21 protein-coding genes are annotated in these 25161 nt (G+C 66.9%); 19 read left to right on the plus strand and 2 right to left on the minus strand.

Going from position 1 to position 25161, the window contains the following annotated elements; translation table 11 throughout:
* The first annotated feature begins 1 nt into the window (after position 1).
* The 19 genes from gspE (at position 2) to nagA (ending at position 23171) form a co-directional block, all read left to right on the plus strand.
* The gene (gspE, locus tag CKY51_RS10550) at positions 2 to 1498 is read left to right on the plus strand and encodes a type II secretion system ATPase GspE (protein ID WP_022971656.1); all 1497 of its coding nucleotides are present in this window, start codon (positions 2 to 4) and stop codon (positions 1496 to 1498) included.
* Positions 1485 to 2687, plus strand: a complete 1203-nt coding sequence (gene gspF, locus CKY51_RS10555; protein ID WP_152249194.1) for a type II secretion system inner membrane protein GspF — start codon at positions 1485 to 1487, stop codon at positions 2685 to 2687. Before gspE ends, gspF begins: the two co-directional genes overlap by 14 nt.
* 26 nt (positions 2688 to 2713) lie before the next feature.
* Positions 2714 to 3172 carry a type II secretion system major pseudopilin GspG gene (gene gspG, locus CKY51_RS10560; RefSeq protein ID WP_022971653.1) on the plus strand — a complete coding sequence of 153 codons (459 nt, stop codon included), beginning with the start codon at positions 2714 to 2716 and terminating at the stop codon, positions 3170 to 3172.
* 42 nt (positions 3173 to 3214) lie between these two features.
* Entirely contained in the window at positions 3215 to 3670 is a 456-nt protein-coding gene (locus CKY51_RS10565; RefSeq protein WP_022971652.1) for a GspH/FimT family pseudopilin, read from the plus strand.
* Positions 3654 to 4034 carry a type II secretion system minor pseudopilin GspI gene (gspI, locus tag CKY51_RS10570; protein ID WP_022971651.1) on the plus strand — a complete coding sequence of 127 codons (381 nt, stop codon included), beginning with the start codon at positions 3654 to 3656 and terminating at the stop codon, positions 4032 to 4034. The genes CKY51_RS10565 and gspI overlap by 17 nt, the downstream gene beginning before the upstream one ends.
* Positions 4031 to 4630, plus strand: a complete 600-nt coding sequence (gspJ, locus tag CKY51_RS10575) for a type II secretion system minor pseudopilin GspJ (RefSeq protein WP_022971650.1) — start codon at positions 4031 to 4033, stop codon at positions 4628 to 4630. Before gspI ends, gspJ begins: the two co-directional genes overlap by 4 nt.
* Positions 4627 to 5619, plus strand: a complete 993-nt coding sequence (gene gspK / locus CKY51_RS10580) for a type II secretion system minor pseudopilin GspK (RefSeq protein WP_022971649.1) — start codon at positions 4627 to 4629, stop codon at positions 5617 to 5619. Before gspJ ends, gspK begins: the two co-directional genes overlap by 4 nt.
* Positions 5616 to 6707 carry a type II secretion system protein GspL gene (gspL, locus tag CKY51_RS10585; protein WP_022971648.1) on the plus strand — a complete coding sequence of 364 codons (1092 nt, stop codon included), beginning with the start codon at positions 5616 to 5618 and terminating at the stop codon, positions 6705 to 6707. The genes gspK and gspL overlap by 4 nt, the downstream gene beginning before the upstream one ends.
* Complete coding sequence (gene gspM / locus CKY51_RS10590) at positions 6704 to 7165, plus strand: type II secretion system protein GspM (RefSeq protein WP_022971647.1); 462 nt, start codon at positions 6704 to 6706, stop codon at positions 7163 to 7165. Before gspL ends, gspM begins: the two co-directional genes overlap by 4 nt.
* On the plus strand, positions 7162 to 7878 hold the full coding sequence (gene gspN / locus CKY51_RS10595) for a type II secretion system protein N (RefSeq protein ID WP_022971646.1): 717 nt from the start codon (positions 7162 to 7164) through the stop codon (positions 7876 to 7878). The genes gspM and gspN overlap by 4 nt, the downstream gene beginning before the upstream one ends.
* A gap of 729 nt (positions 7879 to 8607) precedes the next feature.
* Complete coding sequence (locus tag CKY51_RS10600) at positions 8608 to 11301, plus strand: TonB-dependent receptor (RefSeq protein WP_152249196.1); 2694 nt, start codon at positions 8608 to 8610, stop codon at positions 11299 to 11301.
* Positions 11302 to 11337: 36 nt separating this feature from the next.
* Positions 11338 to 14238, plus strand: coding sequence for a beta-galactosidase GalA (galA, locus tag CKY51_RS10605; protein ID WP_022971644.1), 2901 nt, complete (start codon positions 11338 to 11340; stop codon positions 14236 to 14238).
* A gap of 56 nt (positions 14239 to 14294) precedes the next feature.
* Positions 14295 to 16556, plus strand: coding sequence for an alpha-N-acetylglucosaminidase (locus tag CKY51_RS10610; RefSeq protein ID WP_022971643.1), 2262 nt, complete (start codon positions 14295 to 14297; stop codon positions 16554 to 16556).
* The gene (locus CKY51_RS10615) at positions 16553 to 17689 is read left to right on the plus strand and encodes an acyltransferase family protein (RefSeq protein ID WP_022971642.1); all 1137 of its coding nucleotides are present in this window, start codon (positions 16553 to 16555) and stop codon (positions 17687 to 17689) included. The genes CKY51_RS10610 and CKY51_RS10615 overlap by 4 nt, the downstream gene beginning before the upstream one ends.
* Positions 17690 to 17783: 94 nt before the next feature.
* The gene (locus CKY51_RS10620; protein WP_022971641.1) at positions 17784 to 18539 is read left to right on the plus strand and encodes a GntR family transcriptional regulator; all 756 of its coding nucleotides are present in this window, start codon (positions 17784 to 17786) and stop codon (positions 18537 to 18539) included.
* Positions 18540 to 18569: 30 nt separating this feature from the next.
* Positions 18570 to 19847: a sugar MFS transporter gene (locus tag CKY51_RS10625; protein ID WP_022971640.1), complete on the plus strand. Its 1278-nt coding sequence runs from the start codon at positions 18570 to 18572 to the stop codon at positions 19845 to 19847.
* A 40-nt stretch (positions 19848 to 19887) separates the two neighbouring features.
* Positions 19888 to 20955 carry a LacI family DNA-binding transcriptional regulator gene (locus CKY51_RS10630; protein ID WP_022971639.1) on the plus strand — a complete coding sequence of 356 codons (1068 nt, stop codon included), beginning with the start codon at positions 19888 to 19890 and terminating at the stop codon, positions 20953 to 20955.
* A gap of 6 nt (positions 20956 to 20961) precedes the next feature.
* Positions 20962 to 21990, plus strand: a complete 1029-nt coding sequence (locus CKY51_RS10635; RefSeq protein WP_022971638.1) for an SIS domain-containing protein — start codon at positions 20962 to 20964, stop codon at positions 21988 to 21990.
* A gap of 2 nt (positions 21991 to 21992) precedes the next feature.
* Positions 21993 to 23171, plus strand: a complete 1179-nt coding sequence (nagA, locus tag CKY51_RS10640) for an N-acetylglucosamine-6-phosphate deacetylase (protein WP_022971637.1) — start codon at positions 21993 to 21995, stop codon at positions 23169 to 23171.
* A gap of 208 nt (positions 23172 to 23379) precedes the next feature.
* Here nagA and pgaD read toward each other — a convergent pair whose 3' ends face one another.
* Both pgaD and pgaC read right to left on the minus strand, forming a co-directional pair.
* Complete coding sequence (pgaD, locus tag CKY51_RS10645) at positions 23380 to 23910, minus strand: poly-beta-1,6-N-acetyl-D-glucosamine biosynthesis protein PgaD (protein ID WP_052172234.1); 531 nt, start codon at positions 23908 to 23910, stop codon at positions 23380 to 23382.
* Positions 23907 to 25160, minus strand: a complete 1254-nt coding sequence (pgaC, locus tag CKY51_RS10650; RefSeq protein WP_152249198.1) for a poly-beta-1,6-N-acetyl-D-glucosamine synthase — start codon at positions 25158 to 25160, stop codon at positions 23907 to 23909. The genes pgaD and pgaC overlap by 4 nt, the downstream gene beginning before the upstream one ends.
* Position 25161 lies beyond the last annotated feature (1 nt).

Below are 25161 nucleotides of genomic sequence, written 5' to 3' on the forward strand. Positions count from 1 at the left end.
CATGTCGACGCTCCCGCACCTGTCGATTTCCTATGCGTTCGCCAAGCGCCATGGCGTGCTGCTGCTCGCGGCCGATGCCGACAGCGGGCCCGAGGTCGGTCTGCGCGCGGACGGCGATGGCCGCGCATTGATCGAACTGCGACGCGTGCTGGGCCGCCCCTTGCGGGTGCAGGCACTGGCCGCAGCGGATTTCGATCGGCATCTGGCGCGCATTTATGCCGATGCCGGGTTGCAACAAGGCGTGCCGATGGATGCGTTGGAGCTGCATGGCAGCCTGGACGCGCTGATCGACGAGCTGCCCACCGCCGATCTGCTCGACAGCCAGGACGATGCGCCGATCATTCGCCTGATCAACGGCATCATCGCCGAAGCGGCACGCCTGGGCGCCTCCGACGTTCACCTGGAATCCTACGAATCGCGCCTGCAGGTCCGCCTGCGCGTGGATGGTGTGATGCGCGAGGCGGCGACCTTGCCAGGGCGGATCGCTCCGCTGCTGGTGTCGCGGGTCAAGGTGATGGCGCGGCTGGACATCGCCGAGAAACGCATCCCGCAGGATGGCCGGGTGTCGCTGGCGATGGGCGGCAAATTGCTCGATGTGCGCGTTTCCACGCTGCCCACCCGTGGCAGCGAGCGGGTGGTGTTGCGCATCCTCGACAAGGACCAGGGCGCGCTGTCGCTGGCGCAGCTGGGAATGCCGCCGACGGTGATGGCCACCGTGCAGCGGGCCCTGCAGATTCCCAATGGCATCGTGCTGGTCACCGGGCCTACCGGCTCGGGCAAGACCACCACGCTGTATGCTGGCCTGAGTCTGCTCAACGACGGCACCCGCAACATCCTCACTGTCGAGGATCCGGTGGAATACGCCATCGATGGCATCGGCCAGACCCAGGTCAATGCGCGTGTCGGCATGACCTTCGCTGCGGGCCTGCGGGCGATTCTGCGACAGGACCCGGACGTGGTGATGCTCGGCGAGATCCGCGACGGCGAAACCGCGCAGATTGCCGTGCAGGCCAGCCTGACTGGCCATCTGGTGCTCTCCACCGTCCATACCAACGATGCGATCGGCGCGGTGACGCGTCTGCGCGACATGGGGATCGAGCCGTTCCTGCTGGCCTCCAGTCTGCGGCTGATTCTCGCCCAACGATTGGTGCGCCGGCTATGCCCTCACTGCCGCACACCGCGCCCCGTCGATGCGGCCGCACGCCAGCTGCTGGACACCGCAGCACCTGCGCAGCTCTACGTCGCGGTCGGCTGCGCACTCTGCCAGCACACCGGCTATAGCGGCCGGGTCGGGCTGTACGAGGCCGTGGTGGTGGACGAGGCCTTGCGTCGCCTGATCGGCGACAACGCCGATGAGCATGCGTTGGCCACCGTCGCGTTCGCGCGCGCACCGCGTCTGAGCGATGCCGCACGCGATGCGGTGCTGCAGGGACTCACCACCCTGGAAGAAGCCTTGCGGGTGACCCGTCAGCAGGAGCCGGACCATGCCGCGCTTTGACTATACCGTGCTCGATCTGCACGGGCAGCAGCGCCAGGGCGTGATCCGCGCCGACACCGCGCAGCAGGCGCGCAGCCTGCTGGAGCGGCGCGATTGGGTGCCGGTGCGGGTCGATGCCGCCACGGTTGCCGACGACGTACGCGTGCGGGCGGCGCGCTTCCGCAACAAGGACCTGGTGCTGTTCACCCGCCAGTTGGCGACGCTGGTGGAGACGGTGCCGGTGGAAGAAGCGCTACGGGCGATCGGCAGTCAGGCCGATCGGCGTGGCGTGCGACAGGTGACCGCGCACACCCACGCGCAGGTGGTCGAGGGCTTTCGCCTGTCCGATGCGATGGCACGGCAGGGCAACGCGTTTCCGCCGTTGTATCGCGCGATGGTGGCGGCCGGCGAGGGCGCAGGTGCACTGCCGCAGGTGTTGGCGCGGCTGGCCGATCTGCTCGAACGGCAGGCGCAGGTCCGCGGCAAACTGCTGTCTGCGCTGGTCTATCCGGCGGCGCTGGCGCTGACCGCCGCGGCGGTGGTGGTCGTGCTGATGACCTGCGTGGTGCCCAAGGTGGTGGACCAGTTCGATTCGATGGGGCGTGCGCTGCCGTGGCTGACGCGTGCGGTCATCGCGGTGTCGCAGGGCTTGCTGCAGGCGGGGCTCCCCGCACTCCTGGGGGCGGTGTTGCTGGCGGTGGTGGCCGCGCGGGTGCTGCAACAGCCGGTGCCGCGCCTGGCTGCCGATCGTGCCCTGTTGCGGCTGCCGCTGCTGGGACGCTTGCTGCGCGACCTGCATGCCGCGCGTATGGCGCGCACGCTGGCGATCATGGTCAGCAGCGGCTTGCCGTTGATGGAAGGGCTGATGATCGCCGCACGCACCGTGGACAACCGCGCCCTGCGGCAGGCCACCGATGCGATGGTGGCGGCGATTCGCGAAGGCGGCAGCCTGTCGGCGGCGATGAAGCGCGCTGGGGTGTTTCCGCCCACGCTGCTGTACATGGCGTCCAGCGGCGAGAACAGCGGCCGGCTGGCGCCGATGCTCGAGCGTGCGGCCGACTATCTCGAGCGCGAGTTCGAATCCTTCACCAGCGCTGCGATGAGCCTGCTCGAGCCGGCCATCATCGTGCTGCTCGGTGGTGTGGTGGCGGTGATCGTGCTGTCGATCCTGCTGCCGATCCTGCAGTTCAACACCCTCGCGCTCGGCTAGCGCCATCCTCGCTTCGGAGACCCTCCATGCCACCCACCGCATCCCTTCGCCATCGCGTCGCGCGCCCTGCGCGCACGGCCGGTTTCACCCTGGTCGAGCTGATGGTGGTCATCGTCATTCTCGGCCTGCTGGCCACGGTGGTGATGATCAACGTCATGCCCAGCCAAGACCGCGCGATGGCCGAGAAGGCGCGTGCCGATGTCGCCGTGCTGGAACAGGCGCTGGAAACCTATCGGCTGGACAATCTGGCGTATCCCACCAGCGAACAAGGCCTGCAGGCCCTGCTGGCCGCACCTGCCGGGCTCGGCCGGCCGGAGCGCTACCGCCCGGGCGGCTATATCCGTCGCCTGCCGGAAGATCCATGGGGGCATGCGTATCAATACCGCCGGCCAGGCCGCAGTGGGGGCTTCGACGTGTATTCCTTCGGTGCCGATGGCGCCGAAGGCGGCGATGGCGACAACGCCGATATCGGCAACTGGCGCTGAGCGGACGGCATGTCGGTGCGTCCGTCGCTGTCAGGCTGCCGGTTGCGGTTGGCGCGTGCGCGCGGTTTCAGTCTGCTCGAGGTATTGATGGTGTTGGTGATCACGGCGCTGGCCGGCACCTTGGTCCTGCTGACCCTGCCTGATCGCCGGCCCAACGTGGCCGCGCAGGCCGACACGCTGGCCGGCGCGTTGGCGCACGCGCGCGACGAGGCCGTGCTTAGTCTGCGCATGGTGGAGGTGAGCGTGCGCGCCGATGGCTACCGATTCCGTCGCCAGCACGCCGATCGGTGGCAGCCGATGGAACCGCCGTTTGTCGATGCGCAGTGGGCGGACGGGATCCAGGCCGCACTGCCGGCGGGCACGCAGCAACAGAGCGTGCGCTTCGATCCGACCGGCGCGGCCACACCGCAACGGGTAGTGCTGCGCGACGGCGCGCGACACGTGGCGCTGCAGATCGATGCCAATGGCATGGTGCAGGTCGATGCGGCGGCGCGCTGATTCCCGCGCGATGGCAGGCTTTTCGCTGCTGGAACTGCTGGTCGCGCTGGCAGTGTTCGGCATGGCGGTGGTCGCCCTGCTCAATCTGTCGACCGAAAGCGCACGGACCGCTGCGGTGCTGGAAGAGCGCACCCTGGCAGCACTGGTGGCCGAAAACCAGATCTGCGCGGCGCTGCTGGCGCCGCCGGCCAGCTTGGGCGCTGCCGCCAAGGGACAGGAGCGCGCTGGCGGGCGCGTCTGGCAATGGCAGCGTCAGAGCCAGCCCGCAGGCGCGCCCGGCTTGCTGCGCATCGATGTGCGGGTGTACGCCGAGGGCCAGGCGCAGGAGCTGGCCCAGCTGCAGGTTGTGCGGAGCGTGCAATGAGCGCCGATCGCCACCGTGGCTTCAGCCTGGTCGAGTTGCTGGTGGCGCTGGCGATCTTCGCCCTGGTGGCGAGCGCGGCGGTGGTGATCTTGCGGCAGAGCATCGATCAACGGGAGATCGTCCAGCTGCGGCTGCAGCAGCTGCGCGAGGTCCAGCTTGCGCATGCCTTGCTACGCAGCGACCTGCAGCAGGCAGCGGTGCGGCGCACGCGCAATGGCGACGGTAACGCCGCGCGCACGGCGTTCGTCGCCGAAGCAGCGGGTGGCTCCGGCCCACTGTTGGCCTTCGTGCGACGCGGCTGGAGCAATCCGGACCAGGCGCCGCGGGCGTCCTTGCAGTACGTCGAATATCGTCTGGTCGAGGATCGCTTGGAACGACGCACGCGTCCCGCATTGGATGGCGCAGCACTCGGTCCACCGTACGTGCTGCTACGCGGCGTGCGTTCGGCAGTGCTGGGCTTCCATTACCGTGCACAGTGGAGCGATGGCTGGAGCGGTGGGCTGGAGGCGCTGCCGGATGCGGTGGCGCTGGAGTTGGAGTTGGAGCAGTGGGGCTATCTGCGGCAGGTCTTCCTGTTGCCGGAGGGGCGTGCATGAGGACGTGGCATGGTCCGGCCAGACAGCGCGGCACGGCCTTGCTGACGGTGCTGCTGCTGGTGGCGGTGATGACGCTGCTGATGGTTGCGGTGCTCGACGACCTGCGCTTTGGCCAGCGCCGCACCGCCAACGGTGCGGCGCTGACGCAGGCCCAGTGGCATGCGCTCGGCAGCGAAGCGATCGCGCGCCAGCAATTGCAGGCGTTGGCGCGCCGCACACCGGGGCGGACCACGCTGGACGGCGGCTGGAACGATCGGCCCCTGCTGTTTCCGCTTGAGCAGGGCGCCGTGCGTGTGCGCCTGCGCGACCGCGGCAGCTGCTTCAATCTCAATAGCGTGGTGGCTGGGGCCGGCGAGCAATGGCAGCGCAGCGAGGACGGTGCGCGCCAATACCGGGCGTTGCTGCAGGCACTGGGCGAAGCGCCGGCGCACGCCGATGCGCTGACCGACGCACTGGTCGACTGGATCGACAGCGATGCGCTGCCGGGCGCGCATGGCCACGAGGACATGCACTACCTGCAAAGCGCGCAGCCGCGTCGCAGCGGGGCGACGTTGCTGGCCGGTGTCAGTGAGTTGGCCGCAATCGCTGGCTACACGCCGGCGACCATCGCGCGGCTGCGGCCCTATGCGTGTGCGTTGCCGGAAGGACGCCTGTCGCCGATCAACATCAACAGCTTGCAGGTGGACGATGCGCCGGTGCTGGTGGCCTTGACCAGCGGTGCGATCACGTTGACCGCTGCCCGTCGCCTGATCGCCGAGCGGCCCGCCGGCGGCTGGCGCGATCCGGCGGTGTTCTGGAACCGACCGGCGCTGGTGCAAGCGGCTCTCCCGAATCCGGTGCTGCAACAGGTCGCGCTGCGCACCACCTATTTCGACCTCGACAGTCAGGTCGACCATGCCGGTGCGCAGGTCATGCTGCAGGCGCAACTGCGGCAGGATGCCGATGGTCGGGTGCGACTGGTGGCACGCCAATGGAGTCCCGATCAATGACGACCCTTCTGCTGGTGCTGCCGGCCGACGCCGCCGCTCCGGCCATCGCCGCGCAGGTGGAAGCGCACGGCCAGCTGCGATCGTGGCAGCCATGCACCACACCGCTGCAAGCAGCGGCGCGCAGCGTGCTGGTCGTGCCGGGCGTGCAGGTGCATCTGCGCTATTTGCGTCTGCCCGGTCGCAGTCGTGCGCAATTGCTTGCCGCCGCGCGCCTGCACGTGGCCGAATATCTGGCGGCCGATAGCCAAGAGGCGCTGGTGAGCATCGCCGAGACGCTGGAAGACGATGGCACGCGTCTGGTGGCGGTGGTGGCGCCGGCGACGATGGCGCAATGGTTGACGCGCGCCGCTGCGCTGGGCGTGGTGCCCGATGCGGTCGTGCCGGATTGTCTGTTGCTGCCAGCTGCGTCGGACGCGGGCACGCCAACGCTGCTGGCCTGGGACGGGCGCTGGCTACTGCGTGCTCCAGGTCTGGCGTGCAGTCTGGAGCCGGATGCAATGCGGCAACTGTTGGCCAGGCAATCCACGGCATGGGTCGAGCCGCTGCCCGACGCCGCTCCCGACCCTGTCATCGCGCAGTTCGCAAGCCAGCTCGCTGGATTGCCGATCGACCTGCGCCCGTCCGGTGCTGCCCGCCGTACAGCGCCTGCCGACGGCACGCTGTCGCCTCGCGCGGTCTGGCTGCTGGCGCTGCTGATCCTGTCGCCGCTGCTGTTGTCGCTGGCCCAGACGCTGCGCTACGAGATCGGCGCCCAGGTCCTGCAGCGCCGTGTCGCCGCTTTGCGCAGCACCGAGCATGCCAATCCAGTTGCTGCGCCGACTGGTATGACGGGTAGCGCGGCAGAACGATTCGCTGCGCAACTGGAGACGGTGTTTGCTGCGGCAGAAGCGGTGCCCGGAATCGAGCTGGACACGCTCGACTATCGACAATCCGCGCCGCTGCGTGTCACGGTGGTGCACCGCGATGCGGCCGAGCTGGAACAGCTGACCACGCGCTTGCGCAGTGCTGGATGGCAGGCACGCGCCGGCGACAGCCAGACGCGTGAGGACGGAATAGCGACCGCGATGGAACTGGAGCCGGTGCGATGAAAGAGTGGCTGCACCGTGTGCAAGCGGCAGGGCGCGGACGCAGCGCGCGCGAGCGCGTACTGTTGGCGGTCATGACGATGTCGCTGCTCGCCTTCGTTGGCTGGTACGCGCTGGTGGCGCCACTGCGGCAGTGGCAGCGGACTGCGCAGGCACGTTATGACACCGCCGCGCAGGAACTGTTGATGGCACGCGGCGCCCAGCGCCAGGCCAACCCTGCCATGCTGACGCGCGATGCCCTACTGCAGAGCGCACGCGTTGCCGGCATCGTCGTGTCGCGCCAGCATGCCGGTGCCGTCGGGGTGCTGGATCTGCAGATCGATGCAGTGCCGGGCAACGTGCTGTTTGCCTGGTTCGCGCAGCTGCGGCGCAGCCATGGGATTGCACCGGTCACGCTGCAGCTGACGCGTGGCGATGGCCAATTGCAGGTGCGCTGCCGCTTCGAGGGGCTTGCGCCATGAGGGCGGTACGCTGGTTGTCGCTGTTGATCGTCGTGCTGCTGAGCGTGGTGATCGCCACCCTGCCATTACGGTTACTGCTACCGACCGAGGCACTGCCCGTCACGATCCTGGAAGTGCAGGGCTCGATCTGGGACGGAATGCTGCGCGACGTCCGCTGGGGAGCGCTTGCCGTCGGTGACGTGGGTGTGCGCTTGCAACCCTGGCCGCTGATACGCGGGGAACGCTGGCTGCGGCTGACCTCTGCTGGCGGTGGTGCGGAATTGGTGCAGGGCCGGCGCAGCGGGCTGGCGCAGGCCAGCGGCCGCTGGCTGCTGCAACAGCCGCAGGGGCTGACGATGCTGGACCTGGCGGTGGATCTGCGCGCGCTGCGCGCGCTCTTCGAGGCCGATCGCTGTGCACAGGTCGGCGGTGAGGTGGTGCTGCAGGTGTTGCCTACCGCGGCGGGCGAGGCGGCGGGACTGTTGCCGTTGCAACTGCGCGGCCATCCGCGCTGCGTCGATGACGCCGTGCTGCTGCGCCTGGCGCCCGACAGCGAGTTGCCGGCGGGTGTGCGGGTCGATGCGGAACTGCGACTTTGGCGTGATGGGCGATGGCAGTGGCGCACGCGCATCGAACCGGGCAGCGATACCTCGCTGTTGCTGGGTCTGCAATTGCTGGGCTTTGTCCCGACTGAAACGCGCGATTGGATGCGTACGGATCAGGGGCAGTTGTAGCCCCAGCGCCTGGATGACGCATGCTGGCTCGCTTCTGGGTGCGCACGTTTTGCGCAGTTGCTTCCAGCGAGCCGACAAGACCTGGTTCCGCGCTTGCCCCATGGCGGGGCGGCGGCGGCACTGCAGTCGCGTCTGGACTGCGGTGTACGCGCTCCAGGTCGCTTGTGTCGCAGCAGGGTCATGACAACGTTGTCCTGCTCGTGCCTGACCGGGTGGTCTAGCCGCGAATGCGGCGGCTTTGTAGCGGCGAGTCCTCGTGCGTGCGCTGCGCAGGCGTACCGATGCGTTTGCGAGACAACATCCTTAAATTGGTATTACCGACGTCTGTGAAAGAAAAGTAGCGTGGCTGACAACGCTAGCGACGGTCGCACCAACATGATGCATTGCACGGCCCTTTTTTGCGGCATAGCACCGGACTTAGGCGCTGATTGGCGTCGTCATACGATTTGGTTGACATGATCTTCATAAGACCATAAGAATCGAATCGTCTTCATTGGTCTTGACCCAGCAGGGCCGCAGGATCGAACGATAGGTGGCGCACGGCGCGGCAGGGGGCCGGCGTGCGTGTCTCCGCGGGAGCCGCGGAAACCCTGTCAACACCCGCAAATGCAACGTCCCGCGCAAGCGGCGGCGGCGGGCGAGTGCGCGCCAACGGGCACCGCCGTTACGCGTCGTTCGATCCACGGGCATCTCGTCGTGCGTTTCGTCACTTCAACCAGGATCGTTCCCATGCCACGTGTCGTTCCCTGTAGTGCGCGCTATCGGTTCCCTTCCACGCTGGCGTCGGCCATTGCCTTGGCCTTGATCGGTCCGCAGGTCCAGGCGCAGGAGGCCGCGCCGCCGCCGGTCGCGCAGCTGGATACGGTCGAGGTCACCAGTTCCTACCAGAAGAGCCTGATCACCGCACTCGACAATAAGCGCGACGATGTGCGCATGACCGATGGCATCTCCTCGCAGGACATCGGCAAGTTTCCCGCCGAGAACATCGCCGAGGCCATCCAGCGCATTCCCGGCGTGCAGATTTCCACCATCAACGGACGTGGCTCCACCATCAGCGTGCGCGGGTTGGGGCCGCAATACGCTGCCACCACCATCAACGGCCAGGCGATCAAGAGCGCGGACTTCACCGATGGGTTCCGCTACGACATCATCCAGCCGGAGGTGGCCGCGGCGATCGAGGTGATCAAGTCGCCGGCATCGGACATGGATGCCGGCGGGTTGTCCGGCACGGTGAATATCAACACCACCAAGCCGCTGGATTACCGCCAGCCCAAGCTGTTGTTCTCGGCCAAGGAACAGTATTCCGAATTCGCTGGCGGCGCGCCTACGCCCAAGGGCGTGCTGACCTATATCGACCAGTTCAAGCTGGGCGATGGCGCCCTGGGCGTGTTCTTGAGTGGCGGCTACCAGAAGCTCAAGGACCGTGCCGACTATCTATGGATCGACCGCTGGTACACCCAGCAGACCGACGATGGCACCTTGTACATCCCGCGGCGGCCGCGCTATCGCTCGATCCAGCGCGACACCGACCGGGCGATGTTCAACGGCGGCCTGCAATGGAAGCCCAATGATCGCCTGGAGATGAATCTCACTGCGCTGTATTCGCAGGACAAGACCGACAACGACATGAACCAGTTGGTCTATTCGTTCGAGCAGAGTCCGTTGACGGTATTGCAGCGAGATGGATTGACCGCCACGCAGGTGTCGGCATCCGATTACTGGCTGGAAAACAACCGCCAGCGCGAGCAGCACGATCTGTCCACCCGGCTGCTGACCTACGATCTTAAATGGCAGGGCGAGCGCTGGACCCTCGGCGGCGTCGCCAACTACACCCAGGGCAAGACCAACGAAAACGAACGTGCGGTGATCCTGGGACGCAAGCCAACGGCGACCTTGCTGGATACCTCCAATCCGGATGCGATCTCGCTGGTCACCGATGCCGATGCCAACGATGCTTCGGCCTGGAACAAGTCCAACCTGGTGCGCGACGAGTATCCCAATGGCGCCATCCAGGCGCTGAGCAACAAGGAGTGGTCGCTGCAACTGGACGCTGGGCGCTACCTCGGCATCGGTCCGCTGGCGGCGTTCAAGCTGGGCGCCAAATACCGCCGCGAAACCTTCGAGCGCAATGTCTGGCGGCGCGACTTCCTCTACCTGATCAAGCGCGGCGATGTCTCCGGCTACGACATGTTTCCGGAGCTGTCGGCCGCCAGCAGCTCGGTGCGCAATTTCATCGATGGCCGGCTCGCTTCGCAGGACAGCTGGGTGGCGCCGGATATCGATGCCTACGCGCGCTCGTTGGCTGCCTCCGGCATCCAGGTGCCGATCCTGTTCGCGCCGCAAAGCAGCTACACCATCACCAACGATATTTCCTCGGCCTACGCGATGCTGAAGATCGACGGCGATATCGGCACTATGCGCCTGCGCGGCAATGCCGGTTTGCGCTACGAGAACACCCGCCGCGATACGCGCACCTATCTGACCCAGGCCTCGCAATTCAGCGATGATGCCAACGAGGCGATCGGCACGACCCGCGCGCCGTACGAATATTCCAACTGGTTGCCGAGCCTGAACCTGGTGCTGGACATCCGTGAAGACCTGTTGCTGCGGTTTGCCGCGGCCAAGGTGTTGGTGCGGCCGATCCTGGACAGCAATACCGCCATCGCCTCGACGGTCTCCACCGGCACCAATACCGGCGGCACCACCACCTACATCGTCACCCAAGGCCAGACCGACCTGAAGGCGCTGACCGCCGACCAGGCCGATCTGGGCCTGGAGTGGTATTACGGCAACGGCGGTGCGATGACGGTGGCGGGCTTCTGGAAGAACATCAAGAACGGGACCTTCAATCGCATCGTCTGTCCGGGCGCGTTCAACGGCACGGCGCTGTCCGGCAATGCAGCCGGCGACTGCGTGGATGCCAGCGGCAATATCTATGAGATCACCGGCACCTTCAACGACCCCAGCAAGGTCAAGCTGCGTGGCTACGAGCTGGGATGGACGCAGTCGTTCGATGCCTGGCTGCCGATCGACGGCTTCGGCGTCAATGCCAACTTCACCCGGGTGATTCCGCAGCGCGATACCGCCTTCAAGATCCGCAATCTCTCCGAACAGACCTGGAACGCCACCGGCTACTGGGAGAATGCGCACTTCTCGGCGCGCGTGTCCCTGAACCATCGCAGTGAGTACGAGCAGGACAGCAGCGACAGTTTCTTCGCCCGCGAGGGCCATGTCATGCGTGCGCGCACCCAGCTCGACGCGGTGCTGGGGTACCAGGCCAGCGACCGTTTGAGCTTCCAGCTGGGCGGACTGAACCTGACCAACCGCCGCGAAGAAGCCTATAAAGACATTCCCAGCCGCTGGCAGATGACGGGCGTGACCGGACGCAGCTACTACCTGTCGATGCAGTGGGACATCCTCTGATGCGGCAGCACAGCCGGCCTGCCGCCGGGGACGCCGATGCGCAGGCGTGAGTTCCTGATCGGCGGCGCCTGCAGCGGTGCCTTGCTCGGGGCGTCCACGCCGCTGCTGGCCGGCGCTGCGTTACCCGGGCCGATGGCGGCGCACAGCGGTGCGATACCGGCGTCGGCGGGGTCGGCATCGGTGCCGCTGGCGGCCGGTGACGGACTCTGGCTGGATCTGGATGCGGGCTGGCGGTTTCATCTCGGCGACCTGCCGACACCGCCACTGCTGGGGCAGGACGAAACCTACGACAACGCCAAGGCCGGCCGGGCCAGGGGAGCGGCCGCGCCGGACTTCGACGATAGTGGCTGGCGCGAACTGCAGCTGCCGCACGATTTCGTCGTGGAGCAGCCGGTACGACCCAACGCCAATATCGCGCAGGGCTACCGGCCACGCGGGATCGCCTGGTACCGGCGCAGTCTGCGGCTGCACGAAGCCTGGCGTGGTCGCGCGGTGGAGTTGCGGCTGGACGGCATCTCCAGCCACGCCACGGTGTGGGTCAACGGCATGCTGATGGCGCGGAGCTGGAGCGGCTACAACGGATTGGCGATCGATCTGACCGCCATCGCGCGCTACGGCCAGGACATCAACACCATCGCCATTCGCGTCGATGCCGAAGCAATGGACGGATGGTGGTACGAGGGCGGCGGCGTCTATCGCCACACCTGGCTGGTGGTGCGCACGCCACTGCATATCGCCAGCGATGGCGTGGCCGTGCTGCCGCGCGAAGGTCCGGACGATCGCTGGCAGGTGCCGGTGGCGGTGGAGCTGGTCAACAGCGACGCAACCTCCACGGTTGGCGAGTTGGCGGTGGAACTCCGCGATCCTGACGATCGCGTGATTGCCCGCGGCCAGGCGCAGGTCACGGTGGACGCGTTTGCGAGTGCGCAGGCGCAAGTGACGCTGTCGGTGACGCAGCCGCAGCGCTGGGACCTGGCCGCACCGCGGCTGTACCGCGTGCTGACCAGCGTCAGCAGTCGCCACGGCAGCGATCGCACCATGTGCGAGATCGGCTTCCGCAGCCTGCGCTTCGATGCCGAGCAGGGCTTCTTCCTCAACGGTCGTCCGCTGAAGATTAAGGGCGTGTGCCTGCATCAGGACCATGCCGGCGTGGGCGTGGCCATGCCGGACAGTCTGCATACGTTCCGCTTGCAACGGCTGCAGTCGATGGGCTGCAATGCGATCCGCCTGCATCATGCAGTGGCGCCGGAGCTGCTGCAGGCCTGCGATCGGCTCGGCATGCTGGTGATGGCAGAGAATCGCCTGTTCAATGCCTCGCCCGATGGCCTTGCGCTGTTGCGCGACATGGTGCGACGCCAGCGCAATCATCCCAGCGTGTTTCTGTGGTCCTTGTTCAACGAGGAGCCATTGCAGGGGACCACCACCGGCAAGGCGATCGCTGCACGTGCCGCAGCCGCCGTGCGCGCCCTCGATCCCACCCGGCCGCTCACCGCCGGCATGAACGACGGCATGTTGTCTGCCCAGGGCGCGGCCGATGTGGTGGACGTGTTGGGTTTCAACTACCGCCAGTTCAACTACGACCGCGTGCATGCCGCACGGCCGCACACGCCGTTGTTGTCCAGCGAGGACACCAGCGCCTTCCAGACCCGTGGCGCCTGGTTCACCGATCTGCCGGCGCATGTGGTGGCTGAGGACGACAGCCTTGCCGCGGAGTGGGGCAACACCCATCGGCGCGCCTGGCAGTTGATTGCCGAGCGCCCTTTTGTCGCTGGCAGCTTCGTATGGACCGGTTTCGATTACCGCGGCGAGCCCACGCCGTTCGAATGGCCATCGGTGGCCTCGTTCTTCGGCATCCTCGATCAATGCGGATTCCCCAAGGGGGCGTACTGGCTGCGGCGTGCGCTGTGGATCGAGGCCGAGCCGGTCCTGCACGTGTTGCCGCACTGGAACTGGCCAGGACGCGACGGGCAATCGATCAAGGTGATGGCGTTCTGCAACGCCGAGCAGGTGGAACTGTGGCTCAACGGCCGCTCGCTCGGCCGGCAAGCGGTGGATCGGGTGCAGATGAACGCCTGGTCGGTGGCCTATGCGCCCGGCGTGCTGGAGGCGGTGGCATGGCGCGATGGCCAGGAGGTGGCCCGCACCCGCGTCGAAACCACCGGGGCGGCGGTAGCGCTGCGCCTGAGCGCCGATCGCCCCCAACTGCGTGGCGATGGCCGCGATGCCGTGCCGGTGACGCTGGAGGCGGTGGATGCACAGGGTCGCCACGTACCCGATTGCAATGCGCTGTTGACGCTGGACGTGGAGGGCGGGCGATTGCTGGGGGTCGGCAATGGCGATCCCAACGGACATGATCCCGACCAGGCCACCCAGGTGCGTCTGTTCAACGGTCTGGCGCAGGCCATCGTGCAGGCCGGGCGCGGTGCGGGTACGCTGCGCGTCGCGGCCCGGTCTGCTGGCCTGCATGCAGGCCGGCTGGTTGTCGCGCGGACTGCGGTTGCATTGCCGCCGGTCGTGGACGTGGCGGATGCGGCCATGGTGATCGGTGGCTGGCGTCATACCGCGGCCTTTGCACAGGCACCATCGCCGGATCTTCCGCGCCAGCCCAACGACAACAACAGCTGGAGCAATACCTGGCCCGGCACGCTGGAAGTGGCGCCGGAACGCGCCGGCTATGTGCTGTTCCGTAGCGTGTTCACGCCGTGGCAGGGCGTGCAGGCGCGCGGCGGCGTCCTGGCATTGGGCCGCTTGAGCGGACCGGCGCAGGTGTTTCTCGACGGCCACGCGGTCGCGCGCGCGCGTGCCGGCGAGCCGCTACAGCTTCCCCTGCCGCCAGGGTCGGGGCCACGGACCGTGGCGGTGGTGCTGCAGGTGGCGGCCGACCAGCCGTTCGGCTTCCACGACATCGTCACCGTGCACTATGGAAATCGCTCATGATGGCTGCGTCATCCGTTTCGTCCGTGCTGTTCCGCTGCCGTCTCGGTGTGGTGGGGATGCTCGTGTGGCTGCTGCCACAGCTGGCATTGGCGGCCACGCCGTCCGCGCCCGCCGCGCAGGCAGTGTTGCAGCGGTTCATCGGTGCGCGTGCGGCGCAGTTCGAGCTGCAGCTGGCACCGGCCGAGCAGGACGGCGACTGGTACCGTGTCGACGCCGGTGGCGACACGGTGCGGATCGCCGGGTCCTCGCCGGTGGCCTTGTCGCGCGGTGCCTATGCCTATCTCGGGCAGATCGGTGCCGCAGCGTCGAGTTGGGAAGGCGATCGCGTGGCGCTGCCGGCGCAGTGGCCGGCGTATCGCAGCGGCCAGGTTCGCACGCCGTTCGCGCATCGTGCCTATCTCAATCCCTGCACCTATGGCTACACCACGCCCTTCTGGGACTGGCCGCGTTGGCAGCGCGAGATCGACTGGATGGCGCTGCACGGTATCGACATGCCATTGGCGATGGAAGGCCAGGAGGCGGTGTGGCAGGCATTGTGGCGCGAGTTCGGTGTCCCCGAGCAGGCCTTGGCCGACACCTTTTCCGCGCCGCCATTCGCGCCGTGGCAGCGCATGGGCAATATCGAAGGCTATCGCGCGCCATTGCCGCAGCCGTGGATCGATCGCAAGCGCGAGCTGCAGGTCAAGATCCTGGCACGCATGCGCGAACTGGGCATGCATCCGGTGCTGCCGGCGTTCGCCGGTTACGTGCCCAAGGCGTTTGCGCAGGCGCATCCGCAGGCGCGTATCTATCGCATGCGCGCCTGGGAAGGGTTTCACGAGACCTATTGGCTGGATCCGCGCGACCCGCTGTTCGCCACCATCGCGCGGCGCTTCCTGCAGTTGTATACGCAGACCTACGGCAGCGGCGAGTTCTACCTGGCCGATGCCTTCAACGAGATGCTGCCGCCGGTGGCCGACGACGGCAGCGATATCGCCGCGGCAAGCTATGGCGACAGCACCGCCAACAGCGAGGCCGCCCGCGCCAAGGCGGTGCCGCCTGCGCAGCGCGATGCACGGCTGGCTGCCTATGGCCAGGCGATCTATCACTCCATCGCGCAGGTCAATCCGCGTGCGACCTGGGTGATGCAGGGCTGGCTGTTCGGCGCCGATCGGGAGTTCTGGCAACCGCAGGCGATCGCCGCATTCCTCGGCAAGGTGCCGGACACGCATCTGCTGGTGCTGGATATCGGCAACGACCGCTACCCGGGCACCTGGAAGGCCGCTGCGGCGTTCGACAACAAGCACTGGATCTATGGCTACGTGCATAACTATGGCGGCAGCAATCCGGTGTATGGCGACCTGGCCTTCTATCAGCGCGATCTTGCCGCGCTGCTGGCCGACCCTGCGCGTGGGAAGCTGCAGGGCTTCGGTGTGTTCCCCGAAGGCCTGGACACTAATTCGCTGGTCTACGAGTACCTGTACGACCTGGCCTGGGACAATGCTGGCACCGATCCGGCGCAGTGGTTCGCGCGCTATGCCGCTGCCCGCTACGGCGCCGGCAGCCCCGCGTTGGCGCAGGCCTGGCCGGCCTTGCAGCGCGGCGTCTATGGCGTGCGCTATTGGGAAAGCCGCTGGTGGAACAAGCGGGCAGGTGCCTATCTGCTGTTCAAACGGCCCACGGCACAGATCGTGGACTTCGGCAGCGAGCCGGGCGATGCGGCGCAGCTGCGCAGTGCCATCGAGCAGTTGTTGACGCTGGCACCGCAGTACCGCGCTGCGCCGTTGTTCGACCACGACCTGGCCGACTACGCCGGCCATTACGCATTGGTGCGGCTGGATGCGCTGCTGCAGCGTGCCGTGCGCGCCTACCGCAGCGGCGAGTTGGCCGACGGCGATGCGGCAGTGGCGCAGGTGCAGACGATCGCAACGGCGGTGGATGCCCTGCTGGCCGGGCGGGGCGACAGCCTGCATGATTGGCTGGCGCAGGCGCGCGACTATGCCGATGGCGATGCGGAGACAGGCGCTGCCTATCTTGCCGCTGCGCGCGCGCAGGTCACGGTCTGGGGCGGGGAGGGGAATCTGTCCGACTATGCGTCCAAGGCCTGGAACGGCATGATCGCCGGCTATTACTTGCCGCGCTGGCAGCAGTTCCTGCAGGGCCTGCGCAGCGACGCGGCGGCCGGCCGCCAGACCGACGAGGCGCAGGCCATGCGCGCACTGCGGCAATGGGAGCAGGCCTGGGTGCAGCGGCCCGAGGTTCCGCCCGCCGGTGGTCCGGTGGATGTGCCGGCCGCCAGCAGGGCGCTGCTTGGTCTGCTCGACAAGGCCGCGCCATGACGATTCCGGCAGCTGCCAGCGCCGCTTCGCGTACGCGCTTCCTGTCGCTGGACGTGCTGCGTGGTGCGACCATCCTGCTGATGATCCTGGTCAATACGCCGGGCCCCGGCGCGCCGTCCTACGCGCAACTGACGCATGCGCATTGGTTCGGGTTGACGTTGGCCGATCTGGTCTTCCCCACCTTCCTGTTCGTCACCGGCAATGCGCTGGCGTTCGCGCCGCCCATCACCGAGGAATCGGTATTCCTGCGCCGGGTCGGCAAACGGTCTGCGCTGATCTTCCTGTGTGGCGTGCTGATGTACTGGTATCCGTTCGTGCAGCAGGTGGATGGCGACTGGGTCTTCAAGCCGTTCGCGCAGACCCGGCTGCTCGGCGTGCTGCAGCGGATCGCGCTGTGCTATCTGCTTGCGGCCCTGGCCGTTCGCTACCTGCCGACGCGGCTGCTGCCGTGGTTGGCGCTGGCGTTGCCGCTGGCGTACTGGGCCATCCTGTGGATCTTCGGTCCACCCGGACAACCCTTGGACAAACTGGGCAATGCCGGTACGCGGCTGGACCTGTGGCTGTTGGGACCGGCGCACCTGTATCGCAAGGACGGCGGGTTCGATCCGGAAGGACTGCTCGGCACCTTGCCGGCCACGGCCAATGTGCTGGCCGGCTATCTGGCTGGTGTGTGGTTGCGCCACGCCGGCAAGACTGCGCGTGCGGCGGGCTGGATGCTGGCCTGCGGTGCACTGCTGGTGGTGTGCGCCCTGCTGTGGGCGCCGCTGTTCCCGATCGCCAAGAAGCTGTGGACCGGGCCGTTCGTGCTGCTCACGGTGGGTCTGGATCTGCTGTTGCTGGCCGCGCTGGTGGTCTGGCTGGAAGTGCGCGGTCACCGCGCCGGGACCGGCGTGTTCACCGTGCTCGGCAAGAACCCGTTGGCGATCTATCTGTTCTCCGAGCTGCTGGTCGTCACCCTGCAATTGGTCCGGGTCGCACCCGGGCAGGGGCTCTACGACTGGATAGGCGTGAACCTGTTCCAGCGCCTCGCGCCGGGCGCCTTTGGCAGCCTGCTGTGTGCGGTGGCGTATACGGCGGTGTGCTGGCTGCTGGCCTGGTGGATGGACCGCCGGCGCTGGTATATCCGGCTCTGAGGCTTGGCCGGAACGCTTGCCGATGCAGCAGGTGCACACCAAGACAATTGGTAATATATTGGACATAACGAATCCACTCCCTGTGCGGACGGGCATGACCGACGCTGCGCCTGACATCGATGCGAGGCTGGAGGCGCTGATGCTCGATGCCTCGGCGCCGACGCCGCTGTACCTGCAGCTGGCCGGCAAGCTCAGCGAGGCGATTCGCCATGGTCACTGGAAGGCCGGCGAGGCACTGCCCGCCGAGCGCCATCTGTGCGAGCGCCTGCAGATCTCGCGGGTGACGCTGCGCCAGGCGGTGGACGTGCTGGTGGAACAGGGCATGGTGTCGCGCCGCCAGGGCGCTGGCACCTTCGTCACCACCCAGATCCAGCACCAGCTCAGTGGCCTGACCAGTTTCAGCGAGACGCTGCGCATCAAGGGCTATACGCCCGGCACGCGCTGGCTGGAGCAGCGGCTGCGCCCGGCCCATGGCGAGGAAATCCTGCGCCTGGGCTTGTCGCCTGATGCGGCGGTGGCCGCGCTGACGCGCCTGCGCAGCGCCGACGACCGGGTGATGGCCTACGAACGTGCGGTGCTGCCGCAGCGCATCGTCCCCGATCCGCAAAAAGTGGGCGATTCGCTCTATAGCTATCTCGATGCGCAAGGCACCCCAGTGGTGCGCGCGCTGCAGTACTTCCGCGCCATCAACCTGCCGGCGCGGCTGGCCGAGCACCTGCGCATGAAAACCGGCGAGGCGATTCTGCACGTGGTGCGGGTCGGCTACGCCCGCGATGGCAATGCGATCGAGCTCACCGATACCTATTGCCACAACGACTTCTACGACTTCGTCGCCGAACTGCGCCGCTGACGCCCCTCCGCCTTCCAGAGCCGCCGATCCATGACCACCGCCAGGCCCGCAAGTCCCATCGTCTCGATTGCCATCGTCGGCGTGCTGTTCTTCATCATCGGCTTTCTGACCTGGGTCAACGGGCCGTTGATCACCTTCGTCCGCCTGGCCTTCGACCTCAACGAGGTCAACGCCTTCCTGGTGCTGATGGTGTTCTACCTGTCGTACTTCTTCCTGGCCTTGCCGTCGTCGTGGATCCTGCGTCGTACCGGCATGAAGAAGGGGCTGGCCTTGAGCCTGGTGGTGATGGCGCTGGGCGCCGCGGCGTTCGGCCAGTTCGCCACCCAGCGCTGGTATCCGGGCGCGCTGGCCGGCTTGTTCGTGATCGGTAGTGGCCTGGCCTTGCAGCAGACCGCGGTCAATCCCTACATCAGCATTCTTGGGCCGATCGAGAGCGCAGCCCAGCGCATCGCGGTGATGGGGATCTGCAACAAGGTGGCGGGGATCCTGGCGCCGATCGTGATCGGCTCGCTGGTGCTGCATGGCATCGGCGATCTGTCCACCCAGGTCGCCGCTGCCGATCCGGCCACCAAGGAGCAATTGCTCACCGCGTTCGCCGCCAAGATCCACGGCCCGTACTTGACCATGTCCGGCATCCTGCTGCTGCTGTCGGTGGCGGTGCTGTTCTCGCCGCTGCCGGAACTGAAGGCCTCCGAGGTCAATGCCGCGCCGTCCAGCAGCGGCGCTGGCGAACGCGCCAGCATCTTCCAGTTCCCGCATCTGTGGTTGGGCGTGTTGTGCCTGTTCGTCTATGTCGGCGTGGAAGTGATGGCCGGCGATGCCATCGGCACCTACGGCCATGGTTTCAATCTGCCGCTGGATCGCGCCAAGTTGTTCACTTCCTACACCTTGGGCGCGATGCTGCTCGGCTACCTGGCCGGCCTGGTGCTGATCCCGCGCTTCATTTCGCAGGCGCGCTATCTGAGCGTGTCGGCGGTGCTGGGCGTGCTGTTCTCGTTAGGTGCGTTCTTCACCCAGGGCTACGTGTCGGTGGGCTTCGTTGCCGCCCTCGGCTTCGCCAATGCGATGATGTGGCCGGCGATCTTCCCGCTGGCCATCCGCGGCCTCGGCCGCTACACCGAAATCGGCTCGGCCTTGCTGATCATGGGCATCGCCGGTGGCGCCCTGATTCCGCAGCTGTTCGCCATCCTCAAGCAACATCACGATTTCCAGCTGGTGTTCGCCGGGCTGATGGTGCCTTGCTACCTGTACATCCTGTTCTACTCGCTGCATGGCCATCGGGTGGGCCTGTCGGCTCGCGCGGCATGAGCCGGGCACGATGACGTCCCTCGACCAGCCAGGCCAGAGCATGCGCAGACCCACCATCAAGGACGTTGCCGAACGTGCCAAGGTGTCGTTGAAGACCGTCTCGCGCGTCATCAACAACGAGCCGTCGGTGATGCAGGCCACGCGCGCGCGCGTGCTGCGTGCGATTGCCGAATTGGATTACGAGCCGGATCCGTCCGCGCGCAACCTGCGCAGCGGCACGCCGTTCGTGATCGGGTTGGTGTACGACAATCCCAACCCGTATCACATCATCGGCATTCAGAACGGCGTGCTGGCCGCCTGTCGCGAAACCGGCTTCGGCCTGCAGATCCATCCCTGCGATTCCACCTCGCCATTGCTGGCCGAGGAACTGGCCGAATGGGTGCAGCGCTCGCGCCTGGCCGGGGTGGTGCTGACCGCGCCGATGTCCGAGCGTCCGCAATTGCTCGCCGGGCTGGCGGCACGCGGCATCAAGTGCGTGCGCATCATCGCCGCCACCGACGATCCGGGCGATGGCCCCTGCGTCTACATCGACGACCGCGACGCCGCCTACGAAATCACCGAACACCTGATCCAGCTCGGTCACCAGCGCATCGGCTTTCTGTGGGGCGGCCCGCAGCATCGCTCCAGCGGCGAGCGCTATGCCGGGTACGAGGCAGCCCTGAAGGACTACGGCATCACCCTGGACAAGCATCTGGTGATCCCGGGCGACTACACCTTCGACGACGGCTTCCGCGGCGCGCGGCGGCTGTTGTCGCTGCGCGAGCCGCCTACCGCGATCTTCGGCAGCAACGACGAGATCGCTGCCGGCGTGCTGGCGGCCGCCAAATCCACCGGCATGAACGTGCCGTATCAGTTGTCCATTGCCGGCTTCGAGGACAGTCCGTTCTCGCGCCAGTCCTGGCCGCCGCTGACCACTGCCAAACAAGCCACCGAAGACATCGCCCGCCACGCTGCGCGGCTGTTGATCGCGCAGTTGCGCAGCGATGCCTACGACGACCAGCCCGCACAACTGCAGAACCGCGGCTTCGTGCCGCAACTGGTCGTGCGTGGCTCCACCGCGCCGGCGCAGACGCCGGCAACTGCCTCTCTTCCCTCCGATCCCGCCTGAGTTCCGATGAGCCTCCCCCAGGAAACCGAAACCCTGATGTTCCGCGAGGCAGCCCAGACTGCCGACGTCGTTGCTGCGCAAATGGCCCGCAACGCCGACACCATCGCCGCCCTGGCGCAGTCGCTGCGGCAGGCACCACCGCCCTTCGCGGTGACCTGCGCGCGCGGTAGCTCCGACCACGCGGCGACGTATGCCAAATACCTGTTCGAAACCCAGCTCGGCCTCGTCACCGCCTCGGCATCGCCTTCCGTGGGCTCGGTGTATGCAGCGCCGTTGCAGTTGCGTGGTGCGCTGTACCTGGTGATCTCGCAATCGGGCAAGAGTCCGGACCTGCTGCGCAATGCCGAAGCGGCCAAGGCGGCTGGCGCGCGCGTGGTCGCGCTGGTCAATGTGGAGGACTCGCCGCTGGCGCAGTTGGCCGAGGTGGTGCTGCCGCTGGGAGCCGGCCCGGAAACCAGCGTGGCGGCGACCAAGAGCTACCTGGCCTCGCTGTCGGCGATCCTGCAGCTGGTGGCGGTATGGAAGAACGATCCTGAGCTGCTGGCGGCGGTCGCGCAGCTGCCGCAGCAGTTACGCGCGGCCTGGCAGGCCGACTGGTCGTCGCTGACGGCCGGTCTGGTGCCTGCGCACAACCTGTTCGTGCTGGGGCGTGGTCTGGGCCTGGCCGGCGCGCAGGAAGCGGCGCTCAAGTTCAAGGAAACCTGCGGCCTGCACGCCGAGGCGTATAGCTCGGCCGAGGTCAAGCACGGTCCGATGGCGCTGGTGGGGCCAGGCTTCCCGGTGCTGGCATTCGCCCAGCCCGACGAAACCGGAACCGGTATCCGCGCGTTGGTCGACGAATTCCGTGGCCGCGGCGCGCAGGTATGGTTGGCGGCACCCGATGGCGATCTGCCTCTGGTCCAGGCCAGCCATCCAGCGTGCGCCCCCTTGCTGACCGTGCAGAGCTTCTACCGCGCAATCAACGCGCTGGCGCTGCAGCGCGGCCACAATCCGGATCTGCCGCCGCATTTGAACAAAGTCACGGAAACCGTGTGAGTATGCAGGTGTCCGCGACCCAAGCGTTGTGCAATGCGCGCGTTCTCACCGATGACGGCCTGCAAGAGGGGCTGGTGGTGCTGCTGGAGGGTGCGCGCATCCAGGCCATTGTCGCCGCCGCCGACGCGCGCGTCGCGCAGGCGGCCACGCAGGTGGACCTGGGCGGCGACATCCTGCTGCCCGGTTTCATCGATATCCAGGTCAATGGCGGTGGCGGCGTGTTGTTCAACAACGCACGCGATCCGCAGGCACTGGCGACCATCGCCGCCGCGCATCGTCGCTACGGCACCACCGGTCTGTTGCCGACGCTGATCAGCGACACCGCCGAGGTGATGGCCGACGCCATCGCTGCCACTCGCGCGGCGATCGCCCAGGGTGTGCCTGGCGTGCTCGGCATCCATCTGGAAGGCCCGTATCTGAGCGCGGCCCGCAAGGGCACTCACGACGCGCAGAAGTTCCGCGTGCCGGATGCGCAGGAGATCGCAGTCGATACGTCACTGGATACCGGCGTTACCTTGATCACCCTGGCGCCCGAATGCGTGCCTGTCGAGAGCATCCGCGCCTTCGTCGCCGGCGGCGCCATCGTGTTCGCCGGGCATACCGCGGCCAGTTACGGGCAGGCGCGTGCCGGCATCGATGCTGGCATCCGCGGGTTCACCCATCTGTACAACGCGATGTCGCAACTGGCCGGGCGCGACCCCAACGTGGTGGGCGCCGCGCTGGAGGATCCGCAGGTGTGGTGCGGCGTCATCGTCGATGGCGTGCACGTGCATCCGGCCAGTCTGCGCGTGGCGCTGGCGGCCAAGCCACGCGGCAAGCTGCTGCTGGTGACCGATGCGATGCCGATGGTGGGCGCCGACAGCCCCAGCTTCGATCTGTACGGCGAGACCATCACCGCCGTCGACGGCGTGGTCCGCAACGCCGACGGTGCGTTGGCGGGCTCAGCGCTGGACATGGCCAGTGCGGTGCGCAACAGCGTGCGCTGGTTGGGGGTGGACTTGGCCGAGGCCGCGCGGATGGCGTCCACGTATCCGGCGCAATGCATCGGCCTGGGCGAGCGCTTGGGACGGATCGCACCGGGATATCAGGCCGACCTGGTGCTGGTGGATGCCGGGGTCAACGTGTTGGGCACCTGGATCGCTGGACAGCGTGACGCGGGCGCGGGCGAGCGCGTGGGCTGACCGATGGCCGCCGCGTCCGGATGCTGCGGGGGTTGGATCACGACACCTGCGGCGATCTGGAACGCTTGACCGGCGCGTGGCATGCGGCGAATGCGGCGCCGATCCATCAGCGCGCCAGCTGGTGTCGCGTGGTGTCAGCAGCCACCACGGTCGGTCACGGCAGACGTCCTGATGGCGGGCGTCGCGGGGAACCTCGGTTCGTTCGCTCCTAAGTCGGCATGACGGGCGGGGTGTCGGTGTCGTGTGGCAGCTGCAGCGCCTGTAGGGTCATGCCTACCGGTCGTGCATGTTCGTCCATATGCAGAGTCACCGCCTTGGCTGCGGCCAGTTGCTCGGCCAGCGCCTGACTCGCGCCGAGCGAATGGGCGATCTCGCTGCGCTCTACATTCTTCAGCGCGCTACGGCGCTCCTCGCCGCTGAAGCGGTGACGGTTGTATTCGGCCCATCCGATCAGCAGCGCCGGACAGCAGATCAGCAAGGCCGGTAGCGCGACGACCATGAACGGGTCCAGAGAGAGGTCGTGTCCGTGGACGTATGCCCAGCTCTGCCGCCCGCTCGACAGTTCCCGCAGCATGGACACCAGCGGTGCCCACAAAGAAAGATAGATGCCCCAACCGGCCAGTGTCAGCATGCTCCAGGCGATACGGTGCAGAAGCGGCTGCTGATGCGGGCTCCGGATCAGGCGCGAATTGAAGCGCTCCGCTGACGATGCCGTCGCATCGGTAGGGTGGGCCTTCATCGGATTCCCCGGTCCGGGCTGACCCAGATGGCGCGCTTGCCACGGCGCTTGAGCAAGGTTTTGGGCAAGGCGACCACGGTCGTGCAGAGGCTGAGCAACCAGTAGGCGATCGGGTACCAGATCACCCAGAAGTAGTTGCGGCCAATCCCCTTTTCGTAGCGGCGATCGATGACCAGGCTGCTGGCGAACTGCAACAGGCAGACCAGCACCATGGCGGCCGCATGCCATTCTGGGAGCAGTGCCTGGATGTGCCCCGTTGTCAGCAGCGCAATGAACTGCCTGGGCGCCCACAAGACCGCGATCAACACGATGCTGTAAGCCCACAGCACGCTCGTGATGTACTCCAGCAGCACGCCCCACATGCGTCTCTTGCGCCAACTGAACAGAGAAGGGCCATGGCGTAGTAGCACCTCCACGCCGCCCTGTGCCCAGCGCAGCCGCTGCCGCCACAGTCCCTTGAGGGTTTCCGGCATCAGGATGAAACACAGCGCATTGGGCTCGTAACGGATGTCCCAGTGGTCCAGTTGCAGCCGCCAACTGATGTCGATGTCTTCGGTCATCATATCGTCGGCCCAATAGCCGATGCGGTGCAGCGCGGTGCGGCGGAAACCGGCGATCACGCCAGACACGGTGAAAATACGGCCATAGACGCGTTGGGCGCGCTTGATCATGCCGATGATGGACGAGAACTCGGCCACCTGCAGCCGGCCCAGCAGGGTCGAGCGGTTGCGGATGCGTGGATTGCCGGTGACCGCGCCCACCCGTGGGCCGCTGGACAGATGCCAGATCATCCAGTGCATGGCGAACTCTTCCAGCATCGCATCGCCATCGATGCAGATCAGGTACTCCGAGCGCGCGGCCAGCGCACCCATGCGCAAGGCGTTGGCCTTGCCGAGATTGCGGTCCAGATGGATCACGCGCAGACGCGGATGCTGCGCCGCCAGTACATCCAGGCGCGCGCCAGTGTCGTCGCGGCTGCCATCGTTGATGGCGATCACCTCGAAGTCCGGATAGCGCTGGGACAGAGCGCTACCGATGGTCTCGTCCAGATTGTCCGATTCGTTATGGCAGGGAATCAGCAAACTGGCGAACGGGTACTGGCCGAGCGCGGGTGGGTTGTTGCGTGGTCGCGCGTTCCGCTCGCGTCGGAAGAAGTAGTACAAGCCCCCGGAGATCCAGAAGAACGCCATCATGATCGGATAGAAGAAGGCAAACTGGAACAGCCAATAGACCCAGGGCGACGTGTCCATG

The organism is Xanthomonas maliensis (genome assembly GCF_009192945.1).
Lineage (GTDB): Bacteria > Pseudomonadota > Gammaproteobacteria > Xanthomonadales > Xanthomonadaceae > Xanthomonas > Xanthomonas maliensis.